At 69.1% G+C, this 16,734-nt stretch carries 15 protein-coding genes; 13 read left to right on the forward strand and 2 right to left on the reverse strand.

The annotated features are described in order from the left end of the window. Positions 1–19: 19 nt before the first annotated feature. Genes miaB through ACSQ2H_RS00710 form a run of 6 tightly spaced genes read left to right on the forward strand, consistent with a single transcriptional unit; the run spans position 20 to position 5,699 of the window. Complete coding sequence (miaB, locus tag ACSQ2H_RS00685; RefSeq protein ID WP_436059567.1) at positions 20–1,360, forward strand: tRNA (N6-isopentenyl adenosine(37)-C2)-methylthiotransferase MiaB; 1,341 nt, start codon at positions 20–22, stop codon at positions 1,358–1,360. Continuing rightward, positions 1,357–2,310, forward strand: a complete 954-nt coding sequence (locus ACSQ2H_RS00690; protein WP_436059568.1) for a PhoH family protein — start codon at positions 1,357–1,359, stop codon at positions 2,308–2,310. The genes miaB and ACSQ2H_RS00690 overlap by 4 nt, the downstream gene beginning before the upstream one ends. Then, positions 2,307–2,771: an rRNA maturation RNase YbeY gene (gene ybeY / locus ACSQ2H_RS00695; RefSeq protein ID WP_436059569.1), complete on the forward strand. Its 465-nt coding sequence runs from the start codon at positions 2,307–2,309 to the stop codon at positions 2,769–2,771. Before ACSQ2H_RS00690 ends, ybeY begins: the two co-directional genes overlap by 4 nt. Then, positions 2,764–3,636: a hemolysin family protein gene (locus ACSQ2H_RS00700; RefSeq protein ID WP_436059570.1), complete on the forward strand. Its 873-nt coding sequence runs from the start codon at positions 2,764–2,766 to the stop codon at positions 3,634–3,636. Before ybeY ends, ACSQ2H_RS00700 begins: the two co-directional genes overlap by 8 nt. A 34-nt stretch (positions 3,637–3,670) precedes the next feature. Continuing rightward, positions 3,671–5,221 carry an apolipoprotein N-acyltransferase gene (gene lnt, locus ACSQ2H_RS00705; RefSeq protein WP_436063522.1) on the forward strand — a complete coding sequence of 517 codons (1,551 nt, stop codon included), beginning with the start codon at positions 3,671–3,673 and terminating at the stop codon, positions 5,219–5,221. Positions 5,222–5,273: 52 nt separating this feature from the next. Beyond that, complete coding sequence (locus ACSQ2H_RS00710) at positions 5,274–5,699, forward strand: helix-turn-helix domain-containing protein (protein ID WP_436059571.1); 426 nt, start codon at positions 5,274–5,276, stop codon at positions 5,697–5,699. Positions 5,700–5,709: 10 nt separating this feature from the next. Here ACSQ2H_RS00710 and ACSQ2H_RS00715 read toward each other — a convergent pair whose 3' ends face one another. Then, positions 5,710–6,447: an AcvB/VirJ family lysyl-phosphatidylglycerol hydrolase gene (locus tag ACSQ2H_RS00715; RefSeq protein ID WP_436059572.1), complete on the reverse strand. Its 738-nt coding sequence runs from the start codon at positions 6,445–6,447 to the stop codon at positions 5,710–5,712. Positions 6,448–6,636: 189 nt separating this feature from the next. On the opposite strand from ACSQ2H_RS00715, the gene mprF reads away from it, so the two are divergent. The 4 genes from mprF to trmB all read left to right on the forward strand — a co-directional run bounded on the left by mprF (position 6,637) and on the right by trmB (position 12,874). After that, positions 6,637–9,159 carry a bifunctional lysylphosphatidylglycerol flippase/synthetase MprF gene (mprF, locus tag ACSQ2H_RS00720; protein ID WP_436059573.1) on the forward strand — a complete coding sequence of 841 codons (2,523 nt, stop codon included), beginning with the start codon at positions 6,637–6,639 and terminating at the stop codon, positions 9,157–9,159. Between the two features lie 82 nt (positions 9,160–9,241). After that, positions 9,242–10,717, forward strand: a complete 1,476-nt coding sequence (locus ACSQ2H_RS00725) for an AcvB/VirJ family lysyl-phosphatidylglycerol hydrolase (protein WP_436059574.1) — start codon at positions 9,242–9,244, stop codon at positions 10,715–10,717. 184 nt (positions 10,718–10,901) lie between these two features. After that, positions 10,902–12,122, forward strand: a complete 1,221-nt coding sequence (metK, locus tag ACSQ2H_RS00730; RefSeq protein WP_436059575.1) for a methionine adenosyltransferase — start codon at positions 10,902–10,904, stop codon at positions 12,120–12,122. 74 nt (positions 12,123–12,196) lie between these two features. Continuing rightward, positions 12,197–12,874: a tRNA (guanosine(46)-N7)-methyltransferase TrmB gene (gene trmB / locus ACSQ2H_RS00735; RefSeq protein WP_436059576.1), complete on the forward strand. Its 678-nt coding sequence runs from the start codon at positions 12,197–12,199 to the stop codon at positions 12,872–12,874. 43 nt (positions 12,875–12,917) lie between these two features. On the opposite strand, the gene ppa is transcribed toward trmB, so the two are convergent. After that, complete coding sequence (gene ppa, locus ACSQ2H_RS00740; RefSeq protein WP_183775334.1) at positions 12,918–13,469, reverse strand: inorganic diphosphatase; 552 nt, start codon at positions 13,467–13,469, stop codon at positions 12,918–12,920. Positions 13,470–13,727: 258 nt separating this feature from the next. Here ppa and rimP point away from each other — a divergent pair, with 258 nt between their 5' ends. Genes rimP through ACSQ2H_RS00755 form a run of 3 tightly spaced genes read left to right on the forward strand, consistent with a single transcriptional unit; the run spans position 13,728 to position 16,672 of the window. Beyond that, positions 13,728–14,273 carry a ribosome maturation factor RimP gene (rimP, locus tag ACSQ2H_RS00745; protein ID WP_436059577.1) on the forward strand — a complete coding sequence of 182 codons (546 nt, stop codon included), beginning with the start codon at positions 13,728–13,730 and terminating at the stop codon, positions 14,271–14,273. A gap of 14 nt (positions 14,274–14,287) precedes the next feature. Continuing rightward, positions 14,288–15,985: a transcription termination factor NusA gene (gene nusA, locus ACSQ2H_RS00750; protein ID WP_436059578.1), complete on the forward strand. Its 1,698-nt coding sequence runs from the start codon at positions 14,288–14,290 to the stop codon at positions 15,983–15,985. 24 nt (positions 15,986–16,009) lie between these two features. Beyond that, complete coding sequence (locus ACSQ2H_RS00755; RefSeq protein ID WP_436063523.1) at positions 16,010–16,672, forward strand: RNA-binding protein; 663 nt, start codon at positions 16,010–16,012, stop codon at positions 16,670–16,672. The last annotated feature ends 62 nt before the right edge of the window (positions 16,673–16,734 follow it).

Here is a 16,734-nt window from a genome sequence, read left to right on the forward strand (position 1 = left end):
GCAACCCCATAACCCCGGCATGACCGGTTCTGCGCCCACCAAGCGCCTCTTCATCAAGACCTACGGCTGTCAGATGAACGTCTATGACAGCGAGCGCATGGCCGACGTGCTGGCGCCGCTGGGCTATGGCGTCACCTCGACCCCGGAAGACGCCGATCTCGTCGTCCTCAACACCTGCCATATCCGCGAGAAGGCCACCGAGAAGGTCTATTCCGAGCTCGGCTACATCAAGCAAATGAAGCTGGCGCGCGCCCAGGCCGGCGGCAAGATGACCATCGCCGTGGCCGGCTGCGTGGCTCAGGCCGAGGGCGAGCAGATCATGCTGCGCCAGCCGGCCGTCGACCTCGTGGTCGGCCCGCAGGCCTATCACCAGCTGCCCGAGCTGATCGCTCGCGCCCACCGCGCTCGCGGCGAGCGCCTGGCCGCCGACTTCGCGGCCGACGAAAAGTTCGACGCCCTGCCGGTCGAGCGCAATCCCGAGGGCGTGACCGCGTTCCTGACCGTGCAGGAAGGCTGCGACAAGTTCTGCACCTTCTGCGTCGTGCCCTACACCCGCGGCGGCGAGTGGTCGCGGCCGGTCGAAACCGTCCTGGCCGAGGCCCGCGACCTGGCCGCCAAGGGCGTGCGCGAGGTCACCCTGCTCGGCCAGAACGTCAACGCCTATGCCGGGGAGGGCGGTCTTGCCGGCCTGGCGCGCCAGCTGGCGAAGATCGAGGGCCTGGACCGCATCCGCTACACCACCAGCCACCCGGCCGACATGGACGAGGCGCTGATCGAGGCGCACGCCGAGCTGCCGCAGCTGATGCCCTATCTGCACCTGCCGGTGCAGGCGGGATCGGACAAGATCCTCAAGGCGATGAACCGCGCCCACACGGCCGAGAGCTATCTGCGCCTGGTCGAGAAGATCCGCGCCGCGCGGCCGGACATCGCGATGTCCGGCGACTTCATCGTCGGCTTCCCGGGCGAGCGCGACGCCGACTTCGAGGCGACCCTCAGCCTGGTGCGCGAGGTGGGTTACGCCGCCTCGTTCACCTTCAAGTACTCGCGCCGTCCCGGCACGCCGGCCGCCGCCCTGCCGGGCCAGGTGGACGAGGCGGTCAAGGAGGAGCGCCTGGCGCGCCTCAACGCCCTGATCGACGAGCAGCAGCGCGCCTTCAACGCCGCCCAGGTCGGCAAGGTGCTGCCGGTGCTGTTCGAAAAGCTTGGTCGCCATCCTGGCCAGCTGTCGGGCCGAAGCCCTTACCTTCAGGCCGTCCACGTCGAGGGCCCTGAGCGCCTGATCGGCCAGATCGTGCCGGTGCGCATCGAGACCGCCCACAAGATGAGCCTGGGCGGCGTGCTCGAGATGGAGACCGCGTGAGCCGGCCTGAGTACATCCCGCTTTCAGACGACGCCGCCCGCGCGGTGGCTGGCCCCGCCAGCCGTCACGCGGCGCTGATCGAAGACGCCTTCAACGTGCTGATGGAAACGCCGGGCGGTGGGGTCTCCATCGACGGCGACGCCAAGTCGCGCGCCGGCGCCAAGCAGGTCGTCTCCGCCCTGGCCGCCCAGGCCGACTCCGGCCGCGAGGTCACCGAGGCCGACGTGCGGGTCGCCATCGGCAATGCGCGCGCGGGGACCGGCAAGGCGCCGGCCGGCGGCCTGCCCAGCGGCCGCCGCGGCCAGGTGGCGCCGCGCACCCCCGGCCAGGCGCGCTATCTCGACGCTCTCACCAAGTGCGACCTGGTCTTCGGTCTCGGCCCGGCCGGCACCGGCAAGACCTTCCTCGCCGTCGCCCACGGCGCAGGCCTGCTGCTGCGCGGCGAGGTCGATCGCCTGATCGTCAGCCGCCCGGCGGTGGAGGCGGGCGAGCGGCTCGGCTTCCTGCCCGGCGACATGAACGAGAAGGTCGATCCCTACATGGCGCCGGTCTGGGAGGCGCTGACCGACATTCTCGGCGCTGAACAGCTGCGCCGACGCCGGGAGAAGGGCGAGATCGAGGTCGCGCCGATCGCCTTCCTGCGCGGCCGCACGCTCAGCCACGCCTTCATCATCATCGACGAGGCGCAGAACACCACCCGCCTGCAGATGAAGATGGTCCTTACCCGCATCGGCGAGGGCTCGCGCATGGCGGTCACCGGCGACCCCAGCCAGATCGACCTCGTCAACGCCGCCGACTCCGGCCTGGCTCACGCGGTCGGCCTGCTGGAGGGCGTCGAGGGCGTCGGGGTCAACCGCTTCACGGCCGAGGACATCGTGCGTCACCCGATGGTCGAACGCATCGTTCGCGCCTACGACGCCGACGCGGCCAAGAGCGGACGCGCGATTTGATCGACGTCGAGATCGAGGACGAGGCCTGGGTCGCCGCCGCTCCGCAGGCGCAGGATCTCGTCCAGGCCGCCGCCGCGGCGGCCTTGCGGCAGACCGAATTCGACGGCGACGCGGTGACCATCCTGCTGACCGACGACGAGAGCGTGCGCGACCTCAACGCCCGCTTCCGCGGCAAGGACTACGCGACCAACGTCCTGTCGTTTCCGGCCCCGGAAAACCCTGAGGGACATCTCGGCGACATCGCCCTGGCGTTCGGGGTCTGCGCCCGCGAGGCGAGCGAACAGGGTAAGCCGCTCGCGCACCACCTGCAGCATCTGGTGGCGCATGGCGTGCTGCATCTTTTAGGATACGATCACGAGACCGACGCCGAGGCCGAACACATGGAAGGCCTAGAGCGCGTCATCCTGGCCGGGCTCGGGGTTCCAGACCCCTACGCGGCTGAGCAGGGAGACCATGGCTAACTCTTCGGACGGGATATCCAGTCCGCCCGAACCCCCTAGTCGAAGCCGGGGGATTCGGGCGTTCTTTCGCAAACTTCGCGCCGGCCGGGCCGAAGCGCCGCCGCCGGGCCCCATTTCGGGTCCGAACGGCCTCGTAGAGCAGGCGGCCGCCTTTCAGACCCTCCGGGTCTCCGACGTGATGACGCCCCGCGTCGACATCGTCGCGGTCGAGCTTTCCACCCCTTTCGCCGAGGTCGTCGAGCTGTTCGCCGAGTCCGAGCACAGCCGGATGCCGATCTACCGCGAGACGCTGGACGACCCGGTCGGGGTGATCCACGTCAAGGACATCTTCCGCTTGCTGGCCGGGCGCGGCCGTCGCCCGGGCCCTTCGGACCTGGTGCTCCAGAAGCTGCGCCGCGACGCGCTCTACGTGCCCGGCTCGATGCGCGCCGCCGACCTGCTGCTGCGCATGCAGGCCGAACGCACCCACATGGCCATGGTCATCGACGAGTTCGGCGGCACCGACGGCCTGGTGACCATGGAGGACCTGGTCGAGGCGGTGGTCGGCGACATCGACGACGAGCACGACGAGGCGACCGTCTCATCCATCACGCCGCGCGCCGGCGGGGTCTATGAGGTCGACGCCCGCGCGCCGCTGGAAAAGCTGGAGGCCGCGCTCGGCGAGCATCTGGCCCCCGGCGAACTGGACGAGGAGATCGACACCGTCGGCGGCCTGGTCTCGGCCCTGGCCGGGCGCGTGCCGCAACGCGGCGAGGTCATCGCCCACCCGGCCGGCTTCGAAATCCAGGTGCTGGATTCCGACGCCCGGCGTGTAAAGCGGGTGCGGTTCGCGCCGGTGACGGCGCCGTCCGGCGAAGAGGTCTGATCTGAAAACCCCGTCTCCCTGGCTCGCGCGGCTGCTGGCGCTCGTCGCCGGCGTCGCGGCCGGGCTCGCCCATCCGCCGTTCGGCCTGCTGCCCGGCCTGCTCGGCTATGCGCTGCTGATGCGGATGGTGGAGACGACCGGCCCGCGGCCGCGCCGCTCGGCCTTCTTCCGCGGCTGGCTGGCCGGGGTCGGCTACTTCGCGGTCGGGGTCTGGTGGATCACCGAGGCGTTCCTGGTCGACGCCGCCGCCCATGGCTGGATGGCCCCGTTCGCCCTGCTGCTGATGGCCGGGGGGCTGGCGCTGTTCTGGGGGCTGGCGGCGCTGCTCTATAGGCTCGCCGACGTCCGCGGCCCTGGCCGGGTGCTGGTGTTCGCCGGCGCCCTGGCCCTGCTCGAATGGGTCCGTTCGCACATCTTCACCGGCTTTCCCTGGAATCTCCCGGGCGAGACCTGGACCGCCGGCGGCGCGATCTCGCAGTTCGCCTCGGTGGTCGGACCCTACGGCCTCAGCTGGCTGACGGTGGCGATCGCCGCCAGCTTCGCTCTGGTGCTCGACGCCGGTTCGCCGCGCCGCCGCTTCGCCGCTCCGGCGCTGGCGGTCCTGGCGCTGGCGGGAATGTTCGCGTTCGGCATGACGCGCCTCTCCAGCGCGCCGGCGGCCCGACCCGACGCGCCGCTGGTGCGCATCGTCCAGGCCGACATCGACCAGAAGGACAAGTGGAAGCCGGAGAACCTCGACGCCATCGTCGACGCCTATGTCACGCTGTCACGCGGCAAGCCTGGCGACCCGACCCCTGAGATCATCGTCTGGCCCGAGGGCGCGCTGCCGGCGGTGATCGACGACCTGCTGGCCCCCGGCAGCCCCTACCTGCCGCGTTTCGGCCAGGCGGTCGCGCCGGGCCAGACCCTGCTGCTCGGCGCCAACCGCGTGCAGTTCGACGCCCAGGGCCGGGCCGACTACTTCAACAGCCTCGTCGCCCTGCGCGGCCTGCCCGACGGTCTCAAGGTCACCGGCGTCTACGACAAGCATCGGCTGGTGCCGTTCGGCGAGTTCCTGCCCTTCGGCGATCTGGCGACCAGGCTGGGCATCAGAAGCCTGGTGCACATGCCCGAGGACTTCACCGCCGGCCCGCCGCCGAGGCCGATCTCGCCCCAGGGCCTGCCGCCGCTGCAGCCGCTGATCTGCTATGAGGCGCTGTTCCCGCGTTTCGCCGAGAACGCCGCCGCCCGCGCCGGCGTGCGGCCGCAGTGGCTGCTGAACGTCTCCAACGACGCCTGGTTCGGGGCGACGAGCGGTCCGTGGCAGCATCTGAACATCGCCAGCTACCGCGCCATCGAGAGCGGCCTGCCGATTATCCGGGCGACGCCGACCGGCGTCTCGGCGGTCATCGACGCCCAGGGCCGGATCGTTCCGGACGCTGAGTTGGGACTCGGAAAATCGGGTGTAATCGACGCTCGGTTGCCCGCTCCACGGGCTCGGACAATCTACAGTTTCATCAGCGAAGCAGGCTTCGCCATGATGTTGCTCCTTTCGCTGGCCATGGTCGGAATTCGACAGTTAGATCGGCGAATAGAGCGCAATTGACGAGTTGGTCAGGTTTTTGACGCGTCAGTGGAGGCTCGTTTAGGGTGAGCCCATGTCCAAGGACCTCGACAGCGTACCAAACCCGATCGACGTGCATGTCGGTCTCCGCATCAGACTTCGTCGCAAGGAATTAGGGGTCAGTCAGGAGAAGCTCGCCGAGGCCATCGGCCTGACCTTCCAGCAGGTCCAGAAGTACGAGCGGGCGGCCAACCGGGTGTCGGCCTCCAAGCTCTACGAGATGGCTCGCGCGCTCGAGACCTCCACCGCCTACTTCTTCGAAGGCCTCGCCGACACCGCGACCATCGGCGCCGACGGCTCGCCCGGCGGTCAGGCTCATCTGCAGGCGTTCCTCCTGACGCCCGAGGGCGTCGAACTGGCCAGCGCCTTCCCACGGATCACCCCGCCGCGTGTGCGACGCCGCATCCTCGACCTGGTTCGCGCCATGGTCGAAGAAGACCCCTCGCTGCTCGAAGACTGATCCGGCGACGTCAGCCCGTCGCCGCGATCCAGGCCGCCGCCCGGTCGAGACTCGGCGTCAACGCGGCTGGCGGGCCGAAGCCATGGCTTAGGCCCTTGACGATCCAAAGGCGGGCGTCAGGGACGGCGCGCGCAAAGCCGGCGACGTCGCCGCCCCGGCACGGGTGCTCACGGGCGCCCTCGATCAGCGCCCAGCGGCCCGGCGTCGGCGCTGGACGATAGATCCATCCGGGGACGGCGTGCTTGCGGTAAGCGATCGTGTGGCCTGAGCCGTCTCCAACCGGTCGCGGACTCGTTTGGTCCGGGCAAAAGCCTTCGGTCAGAAGGTTTGAGAAGCGTCCCGGCGGGCTCTGGGCGAAGGCCGCGTAAGCCAACGTCGCCCCGGCCGAGTAGCCTGACAGCGTGACCGGTCCGGTGACGGCGTAGCGGGCTTTCGCCTCGTCGGACAGGCGCGCCAGCGCCGCGCCGAGATCGTAGGGAGCGTCAGGACGCCCCATCGCGGCGAAGACCTGGTTCACGTCGATGCCGACGGCCAGCAGGTCTCGGCCGGCAAGGGCTTCGGCGGTCCGGCCGCTGGCCTCCTCCGGCTTCCAGCCGCCGTCGCCCGAGAGGACCAACGCGAGGCCTTGCGCTCTCGACGGCGCCAGCACGTGAACGACGCCGAACTCGGCCGAGGCGAAGGCGTCGGACGTCGGCGGCGCGGGCGGGGCGGCGGTGACGAGCGCGGCCGCGAGCGCAGCGATCAGCATGAGGGGATCTCCGCAACGATGATGTTCGCCAAACGCCTCGCGCGGCGGTCGGATCGCCGACTGAGAAATCTGTAGGCTGCGGGTCAGGATCCGGCGGGCCTGAGCGATCAGCTTGATCCTGGGGTTAATCCCGGGGCGAGAACCATGGCTCTTGTGATCGCCGACGCGAGGCCGGAAGCTCGGCCTATGATGAGCCACGTCAGACATTGGGGACCGCGCCTGGCGCCGGTCGCGCTGTTGGCCGTCGCGGCGGTGATCCTCTGGCGCGAGTTGCACGGCCTCACCGTGGCGCAGGTCACCGCCGAGATCGTCGATTGGGGCCCGGGCCGGCTGGCCGCCGCGGCGGGGTTCGCCCTGTCCAGCTACGCTCTGTTGGCGGCCATGGAATGGGTTGGGCTGCGGTGGGCGGGAGCCCAGGTGCCTTTCCGAACCGTATTGATGGGATCGTTCTGCGCCAACGCCTTCGCCCACACCATCGGCTTTGCGCTGCTGGTCGGCGGAGCGGTGCGCGCGCGCCTCTATGGGCGGCACGGCGCGACCCTGGCGATGGTGGGGCAGACCAGCGTGTTCTGTTCGGTGTCGTTCGGCCTGGGCATCGTCGTGCTGGCGGGCCTGACCCTGGTCAGCCGGCCCGACCTGCCGATCGCGGCTCTGAACCTGCATCCGCTTCTGGGGCGAGTGCTCGGGATCGCCTTGCTGGCGGTCGTCGTCGGCTACGTGCTCGCCTGCGGCGTCGTTCGCGGACGGGTGCGGATCGCCGGGCGGGACATGTCGCTGCCCACGCCGGTCATGGCGATCTGGCAGGTCCTGCTCGGCCTGGTCGACAACGCGGTCACCGCCGCAGTCGTCTGGGCGCTGCTGCCGGACACCGGCGTCGGGTTCCCCACGTTCATCGGGGCTTATGTGGCGGCGACGGTGGCCGGCTTGGTGTCGAGCGTCCCCGGCGGGGCCGGCGTCTTCGAAGGCATAATGCTGGCCATGCTGCCGACGGTGTCGCGGGCATCGCTGACGGCCGCCTTCCTGGGCTATCGGCTGATCTACTACATCGGGCCGTTGGTGGTCGCCGGCGCGATGTTGGCCGCGCACGGAATGGCGCCGGGGTTCAAGTTGGCTCGGCCCATCGCCGTCTGGCGGGCTGTCGCCGCCCCCGTCTCGGCCGCGGCCGCCTTCGCCCTGGGCGCCGTCCTGATCCTCACGGCGGTCGGGCGCATCGCGCCCGACCGGCTGGCGGTGCTGCGCGATACGGTGCCGCTCGGGGTGTTGGAGACCAGCCACCTGCTGTCCCTGGTTTCGGGACTGGTGCTGATGGGCGCCTCCCTGGGGCTGTTCCGCCGGCGCGCCCGGGCGGTCTGGATCGCTGCGGCGGCGGCCCTTGTTGGAGCCTCCACCGCCTTGCTGCGGGGCTTGGACATCGGGCCGGCGATCAGCGCTGCGGCGCTGGCGGCCGGCTTGCTGCTCTCCCGTGACAGCTTCCCCCGCCGCGGCGCCTGGCGCGGCGATCACCTGGCGCCCTGGTGGGTGTTCGGCGTTCTTGCGGTGGTTTTCGGCGCGGCCGCGCTCGGGGCCTGGGTTTATGACGACACCCCCTACGAGGGGCGGCTTTGGGCCCAGGTCGGATATCACGCCGATCCTTCGCGGTTCCTGCGCAGCCTGGCCTTCCTTGGCGCGGCGTTGCTGGCGGTGGGGTCGTGGACGCTCGCTCGCGCCGGCGGCCCGCGCGCCGACCTCGCCGACGCGGCCCAGTTGGCGGCGATCCGTCCGCTGGTCGAGGCCTCGCCGGACACCACCGCCCGCCTGGCTCTGACCGGCGATAAGGCGCTGCTTCGATCCGAGGACGACAGCGCCTTCATCATGTACGGCGCAGAAGGGCGGAGCCTCATCGCCATGGGCGATCCGGTCGGCGATCGCGAGGCCGCCCGCAAGCTGTTGTGGCGCTTCAAGGAGATGGCGGACGGCGCCGACGCGCGCGTGGTGATCTATCACGCCAGTCCCGCTTGGCTGACCGACTATCTGGATCTCGGGCTGTCGTTGCTGAAGATGGGCGAAGAGGCCCGCGTGCAGCTGTCGGATTTCAGTCTGGCCGGCGGGCGGCGCCGGAACCTGCGCCAGACCCACGCCAAGGCGGTGCGGGAGGGGCTGAGTTTCGAGATCGTCCAGCCGCCTGTCGCCGACGACTTGCTGCGGGAACTGCAGGTCATTTCCGACGCCTGGCTGTTGGAACACGGCGGCCAGGAGAAGGGGTATTCGCTCGGCAGCTTCGACCCCGAACTGCTGCGCCGCGAGCCCATCGCTCTGGTCCGGATGGAGGGCCGGATCGTCGGTTTCGCGAATGTCTGGACAGGGGGACGGGAAGAGGCGTCGGTCGACCTGATGCGGCACCTGCCAGGGGCTGCGCATGGGGTGATGGACTTCATGTTCGTGGAGATGATCGGCTGGGCCCAGGCTCAGGGCTTCAAGTGGTTCAACCTCGGCATGGCGCCGCTGTCCGGGCTGGCCGATCATCGCCTGGCCCCTCTCTGGCATCGGATCGGCGCGGAGTTCGCGAGGCGCGGAAACCGGTTCTACGGGTTCGAGGGCCTGTGGGCGTTCAAGGCCAAGTTCGACCCCGTGTGGACCCCCCGGTATCTGGCCGCGCCGCCCGCCAGCATCGCGGCTGCGATCGTCGACGTGACGCGGCTGATCGCCCGGCCGCCTCGCCTCACAAACCCGTAAGGCGGCGGCGAGGCCGCTTAGGGGCTGGCGTGGCACAAGGATGACGCGCGGCTGCCGCCGCGCGGAAATCGGGAGACCCGCCATGAGCTGGTCGAGTGCGTTTGTCGCCGGCGCGGCGGTCGTCGCGCTCACCGTCGGATCGGCTGCGGCCGTCGGCGCCAGGCCCGGACCCGCGCCCGGTTTGTCTCAGGCGCTCCAGGCCGCGAGCGGGGGCGGCGCGCCCAAGCTCGCCGAAACGGCCTATAGCTTCGGCGCGGCCGGCCCGGTGACCATCTACAAGACCGGCCGCGAGCCGGACCGCTTCGTCGTCTTCATTTCCGGCGACGGCGGTTGGAACCTGGGCGTGGTCGACATGGCGCGTCAGCTGGCGGGCATGGACGCCACGGTGGTGGGGGTCGATATCCGCCACTACCTGCGGACGGCCCAGGCGGCGAAGGGAGCAGCGATCTACCCCGCGGGCGACTTCTCCAGCCTGTCTCAGGCCGTCCAGAAGTCGCTGGGCTTCGCCCGCTATCATCGTCCGGTGGTGGTCGGCTACTCGTCGGGCGCCACCCTTGCCTACGGCACGGCTGCGCAGGCGCCCTCCGGCATATTCCAGGGCGCGATCGGGCTCGGGTTCTGCCCCGACCTGAAGACCGTAAAGCCGTTGGCGGCAGGCGACGGCGGCCTCACTCACACGATCGACGCCAAGTTGGGCTTCATCTACGGGCCCTCGCGGAAGCTGACGACGCCGTTCGTCGCCATGCAAGGCGGCCAGGATCTGACCTGCCTGCCGGCGGCGACCCATGCCTTTATCGCCCAGACCGCCAACGCTCGGGTGATCGACCTGCCGAAAGTGGGGCACGGCTATTCGGTCCCCGCCAACTGGGCGCCGCAATTCGCGCAGGCCTTCGCCTCGTTCTATCCGCCGGCGGCGCGACCGCAGGCGGCGGCGGGGGCAAGGCTGGCCGCATTGCCGCTGGTGGAGCTCCCGGCCGCGGGGCGGGGCGACACCATGGCGGTGTTCTACTCGGGCGACGGCGGCTGGGCGGGCATCGACAAGGGCCTGGCCAGCGGCTTCGGCACGGTCGGCGTACCGGTCGTGGGGTATGACTCGCTGCGCTACTTCTGGACTCGCCGCACGCCCGCCGAGGCGGCGTCCGATCTTGCAGCGGTGCTCGAGCACTACATGACGGCCTGGGGCAAGACGAAGGTCGTCCTGGCTGGCTACTCGTTCGGTGCGGACGCCTTGCCTGCAATCGTCGCCCAGTTGCCGGCAGACCTGCGCGCCCACGTCCGCCTCGTGGCCCTGCTGGGTCTCGATAGCGACGGGGAGCTGGAGTTCCATCCGACCGACTGGCTGAACCAGAACGGTCCGACGGCCTATCCCATCGCGCCGACCCTCGCCAGGCTGAAGGGATTGCCGATCGTCTGCCTGTACGGGGATCAGGAGCAGGACGCCGCCTGCCCGAGTTTCCCCGCGGGCCTGATCCGTCCGATCAAGCTCGGCGGCGGACATCACTTTGACGGTGACTATTCGAGCGTCGGGGCGGCCATCAACCGCGCCGCCGGCCTGTGAAAGGGCTGGCCGACACGCTCCGAGCTCGTCAATCCGGCGCGGGTCGGGCTGGCTCTTGGCCCGCGACCAGCTATCGCGTGTCGAGCGACGCGGCTTGCGGGATATAAAGATTTCCTTATAGGTTCCGGCGACGTCCAAATGGGGCCGCCCTGCGCCGCGGCCTGCCCGTTACCGGAGCTACCTCTTGAGCCGTTCCTCCTACATCTTCACCAGCGAAAGCGTGTCCGAAGGCCATCCTGACAAGGTCGCCGACCGTATTTCCGACACGGTGGTCGACGCCTTCCTGTCGGTGGAGCCCGAGGCCCGGGTGGCCTGCGAGACCCTCGTGACCACCAACCGCATCGTGCTGGCCGGTGAAGTCCGCGCCGGCAAGCCGGGCGCCTCCAAGGCCGAGAACAAGGCCATGACCAAGGAGATCCTGGCCGGCCTGGAGCCCAAGGTCCGCGCCGCGGTGAAGGACATCGGCTACGCCCAGAAGGGCTTCCACTGGGAAAAGGCCAAGTTCGCCAACTTCCTGCACCCGCAGTCCGCCGACATCGCCGTCGGCGTCGACTCGACCGAGAAGAAGGAAGAGGGCGCGGGCGACCAGGGGATCATGTTCGGCTACGCCTGCGACGAAACCCCGTCGCTGATGCCGGCCACCCTGCAGTTCTCGCACGACATTCTGCACAAGCTGGCCGAGGTCCGTCACTCGGGCGAGGCCGATTTCCTTGAGCCGGACGCCAAGAGCCAGGTCACGCTGCTCTATCAGGACGGCCGTCCGGTCGAGATCCTGAAGATCGTCGTCTCGACCCAGCACAAGAAGAAGATCGGCGACCACACCGTCAATTCGAAGCGCCTGGCCGCGGCCATCAAGCCGTACGTCGAGAGCGTCCTGCCGAGCGGCCTGGTCACCAAGAAGACCAAGTGGCACGTCAACCCGACCGGCCGCTTCCTGATCGGCGGCCCGGACGGCGACGCCGGCCTCACCGGCCGCAAGATCATCGTCGACACCTACGGCGGCGCGGCTCCGCACGGCGGCGGCGCGTTCTCCGGCAAGGATCCGACCAAGGTCGACCGCTCGGCCGCGTACGCCTGCCGCTATCTGGCCAAGAACGTTGTGGCCGCCGGCCTGGCGCGCAAGTGCACCATCCAGATCAGCTACGCGATCGGCGTCTCCGACCCGCTGTCGTTCTATGTCGACCTGCACGGCACCGGCCAGGTCGATCCGGCGAAGCTGGAGCTGGCCCTGCCGCAGATGATCGGCGGCGCCACGCCGCGCGCCATCCGCGAGCATCTCGGCCTGAACCGTCCGATCTACGCCCGCACCTCCGCCTACGGCCACTTCGGCCGCCAGCCGGACAACGAGGGCGGCTTCTCGTGGGAAAAGACCGATCTGGTCGACCAGCTGAAGAGCCTGGCCTGATCCACATCGGGTTTGGAATATCCGAAGGCCGTCGCGCACTCGCGCGGCGGCCTTCGTCGTTGTAGAGCGCGCGCATGGAAGACAACCAACACCCGCTGATGCGGTCCTACGGCCGGATCAAGTCGCGGCCGATCAAGCCGCGCCAGGCCGCCCTGGTCGAAGACCTGCTGCCCGCGCTGCGGCCGCCTGAGGGGCCGTTCGACCCGCGAACGCTTCTGGCCGGCGCCCGCGAGGCGTGGCTGGAGATCGGCTTCGGCGGCGGGGAGCACATGGCCAGCCAGGCCGCCCGCGCGCCCGACGTGCTGATCGTCGGCTGCGAGCCGTTCCTCAACGGCGTGGCCAGCGCCGTGCGGCACGTGGCCGAGCAGGATTTGAAGAACGTCCGCATCCACGATGGCGACGCCCGCGAGCTGGCCGCCCGGCTGCCCGACGCCAGCCTCGATCGGGTGTTCATCCTGTTCCCGGACCCCTGGCCCAAGGCGCGCCATCACAAGCGCCGGATCGTACAGACGGAAATGGTCGTGGAGTTGGCCCGGGTGCTGAGGTCGGGCGGCCGCCTGCGCTTCGCCACCGACGTGGCGGGCTATGCCGATTGGGCGCTGGAGCGGATCCTGGCCTCGCCGGATTTCGACTGGCCGGCGCAGAAGGCGGACGACTGGCGCGTCGCGCCCGCCGACCACATCACCACGCGGTACGAAGAAAAGCGGCTGGGCGATTGCGAGCCGGTCTTCTTCGACTTCATCAGAAGGTAGTTGGAAGGCCGCCGTCGAAACCTGCCGACGGCGGCCCCTATCGTCACGTTCCTGGCTGGCCCTTGCCCGCCGCCTTGGCGCGCTCGATGCCCTGGCGGATCAGGTCGCCGGTCTCTTCCGGGTCGGCCCAGCGCACGATCTCGACGCTCTTGCCCTTCTCCAAGTCTTTGTAATGTTGGAAGAAGTGGGCGATTTGCTCGGTCAGGATGGCCGGCAGGCCGCGCCAGGAATCCACGCCCGCATAGAACGGGTGCAGCTTGTCGACCGGCACCGCGAGGATCTTCTCGTCGCCGCCCGCCTCGTCGACCATCATCAGCGTCCCGATCGGCCGCACGCGGATCACCGCGCCCGGAACCACGGGGGTGGGGCCGACGACCAGCACGTCCATCGGGTCGCCGTCGTCCGACAGGGTGTGCGGGATGAAGCCGTAGTTGCCCGGATAGTACATCGCGGTGTGGAGGAAGCGGTCGACCATGATGGCCCCGCTGTCCTTGTCGAGTTCGTACTTCACCGGCTCACCGCCCTGCGGGATCTCGATGATGGCGTTGACGTCGTAGGGCGGGTTAACGCCCGTGGGGATCTTGGAGATGTCCATAGGAAGGAAGGACCTTGGCGACACAAGAGTTGAGGGCGCCGTCTGTGGACCATTCAGGTCCCGGCGAAAAGGGGCCGCGCGCTGATTGCCGCCCGAAAAACTGTAAAAGCGCCGAATTGGGGCCTGTGCGGCTAGGGGCTGACAAAGCAATGGCCGCGCGCTATATAGGCGCTACATCGTCCGTTAGCGCTGGATAGCGCATACGAGCGGCAGGCTTCGGCCCGGCCGCTTTTTTGTTGCCGGAGAGCAGCCAAGCTTATGCGTGGCAAGACCGCTGAAGACCGTCGGCTCCTGGAGCTCCTCGACCCCGTCGCGGAGGCTGCAGGCTACGAGATCGTCCGCCTGCGCCTGATGGGCGGGGAGGAAACCCGCCGGCTGCAGATCATGGCCGAGACGCCTGAGGGCGAAATGGTCGTCGAGGACTGCGCCCGGCTGTCGCGTGCGATCTCCGAGGTGATGGACGCCGCCGATCCGATCGCCGGCGAGTATACGCTGGAGGTCTCCTCGCCCGGCGTCGACCGGCCGCTGACCCGGCTCAAGGATTTCGAGAACTACGACGGCTTCGAGGCGCGGATCGAACTCGACCGCGTCGCCGAAGGCCGCAAGCGGTTCCGCGGCGTGCTGGCTGGCGTCGAGGGCGACGCCATCGGCATCGACCTCGAAGGCGAAGAATCCACCGCCATGATCCCGTTCGACTGGATCGTGGACGCTAAACTCATCCTGACCGACGAACTCATGAAGCGCGGCGCGAACGAGCGAGCCGCCCGCCTGAGCTCCGAGGCCGACCAAGACACCCCTGAGTAAGAGGACGCAAACCGATGAGCCTGACCGGCATTTCCGCCAACCGGCTTGAGTTGTTGCAGATCGCCGAGGCCGTGGCCCGCGAGAAGTCGATCGACAAGGAAGTCGTGATCGAGGCGATCGAGGAAGCGATCCAGAAGGGCGCGCGCGCCCGGTACGGCGCCGAGCACGACATCCGCGTGCGCATCGACCCCAAGACCGGCGAGACGACGGTCAAGCGCGTGATCACGGTCATCGACGACGAGGCGGTGTTCGAATCCGAGGACGGCATTCCGGAAGAGCCGGTCGGCGTGCGTCGCCTGGCTGACGCCCTGCGCGGCGACAAGGACGCCTTCGTCGGCAAGATCTACGAAGAAATCCTGCCGCCGTTCGAGTTCGGCCGCGTCCAGACCCAGATGGCCCGCCAGGTCGTGACCGGCAAGGTCCGCGAAGCCGAGCGCGAGCGTCAGTACGAAGAGTTCAAGGATCGCGTCGGCGAGATCGTCAACGGCGTGGTCAAGCGCGTCGAGTACGGCAACACCGTCGTCGACCTGGGTCGCGGCGAAGGCATCATGCGCCGCGACCAGTCGATCCCGCGCGAGAACTTCAACATCGGCGACCGGATCCGCTGCTACATCTACGACGTCCGCCGCGAGACCAAGGGCCCGCAGATCCTGCTGTCGCGCGCCCACGGCGGCTTCATGGCCAAGCTGTTCGCGCAGGAGGTGCCGGAAGTCTACGACGGCGTCATCGAGATCCGCGCCGTCGCCCGTGACCCGGGTTCGCGCGCCAAGATGGCCGTGGTGTCGAACGACTCCTCGATCGACCCGGTCGGCGCCTGCGTCGGTATGCGCGGTTCGCGCGTGCAGGCGGTGGTGGCCGAGCTGCAGGGCGAAAAGATCGACATCATCCAGTGGAGCCCGGACGAGGCGACCTTCATCGTCAACGGCCTGGCTCCGGCGGAAGTCTCCAAGGTCGTCATGGACGAGGAGGACGAGCGCGTCGAAGTGGTGGTGCCGGACGAACAGCTGTCGCTGGCCATCGGCCGTCGCGGCCAGAACGTTCGTCTCGCGAGCCAGCTGACCGGCTGGCAGATCGACATCATGACCGAAAGCCAGGAGAGCGAGCGCCGTCAGCGTGAGTTCACTGAGCGCACCGCGCTGTTCCAGGAAGCCCTGGACGTCGATGAGGTCATCGCCCAGCTGCTGGTCACCGAAGGCTTCGCCTCGGTCGAGGACGTGGCCTATGTCGACGCGTCGGAAGTCGCGGCGATCGAGGGCTTCGATGAAGACACCGCCGACGAAATCCAGACCCGCGCCCGCGAGTTCCTGGAGAAGATCGCGGCCGAGTACGACGCCAAGCGCAACGCTCTGGGCGTCGAGGACGGCCTGCTCGAGATCGAGGGCGTCACCCTGCCGATGGCGGTGGCGCTGGGCGAGGGCGACGTGAAGAACGTCGAGGATCTGGCTGGCCTGATCCCGGACGACCTGCGCGGCTGGTTCGAAAACCGCGACGGCGAGCGCGTGCGCGAGCCGGGCATTCTCGAGAGCTTCAACCTCGACGCCGCCGAGGCCGAGGCCCTGATCATGCGCGCGCGCATCGCCATGGGCTGGGTCGAGGTCCCGCCTGAGCCGGAAATCGAAGAAGAGTACGTCGACGAAGCCGACGCGGACGCCGAGGTTGCCGAGGCCGAAGTCGAAGGCGACGTCCAAGCCGAAGAAACTCCGGAGGCCTAAGCCCAGGTGAGCGCGTCCACTTGCATCACGGCCGGGACGGCGGCCCCGCGGACTCTCGCGCAGGCCGCGCGGGAACGGCGGGACATCGTCTCGGGCCAGGTGATGGACGAGGCCGCGCTCGTCCGGTTCGTCGCCGGTCCTGGCGGCCTTGTGGTTCCGGATCTGGCGCGCAAGCTGCCAGGGCGCGGACTCTGGGTCGCCGCCGACCGTGTGTCGGTCGAGACGGCGGTGAAGAAGGGGGCATTTTCCCGCGCCGCCAAGGCCAAGCTCGCTCCGCCGGCGGATCTTGCCGATCAGGTCGAATCCCTCCTGCGGCGCCGAATCCTGGATGGCCTTGGGCTTGCGAAACGGGCTGGCGAGCTTATCTCCGGGTTCGAGAAGGTCGCTTCGACCCTGAACGCAGGCAAGGCCGCGTGGTTGATCGAGGCGTCCGACGGCGCCGCGGACGGCCGCCGCAAGATCCTGAATGTGGCCCGCAAGTCACCCAAACCGCCGCAGCTTTGCGGACTCTTCGACGCTGAGGAATTGGGTTTGGCCTTGGGGGCCGAGAATGTGATACACACCACCTTCCTTGCGGGGCGCGGCGCCGATCGCTGGACGAAAGACGTCCGGAGACTATCTGGCTTCCGCCCGCTCCTTCCAGAGAGTTGGCGCGAGGAAAAGCCTCCTGAGGCGGGCGGAACCTGAACCGGTTTCGCGCGCCTAGAGCTATTGGAATGTCCGTGGTCGGGACCGTCCCGGCTGATATG

The sequence above is a fragment of the Phenylobacterium sp. LjRoot97 genome, assembly GCF_964254345.1.
Classification (GTDB): domain Bacteria; phylum Pseudomonadota; class Alphaproteobacteria; order Caulobacterales; family Caulobacteraceae; genus Phenylobacterium.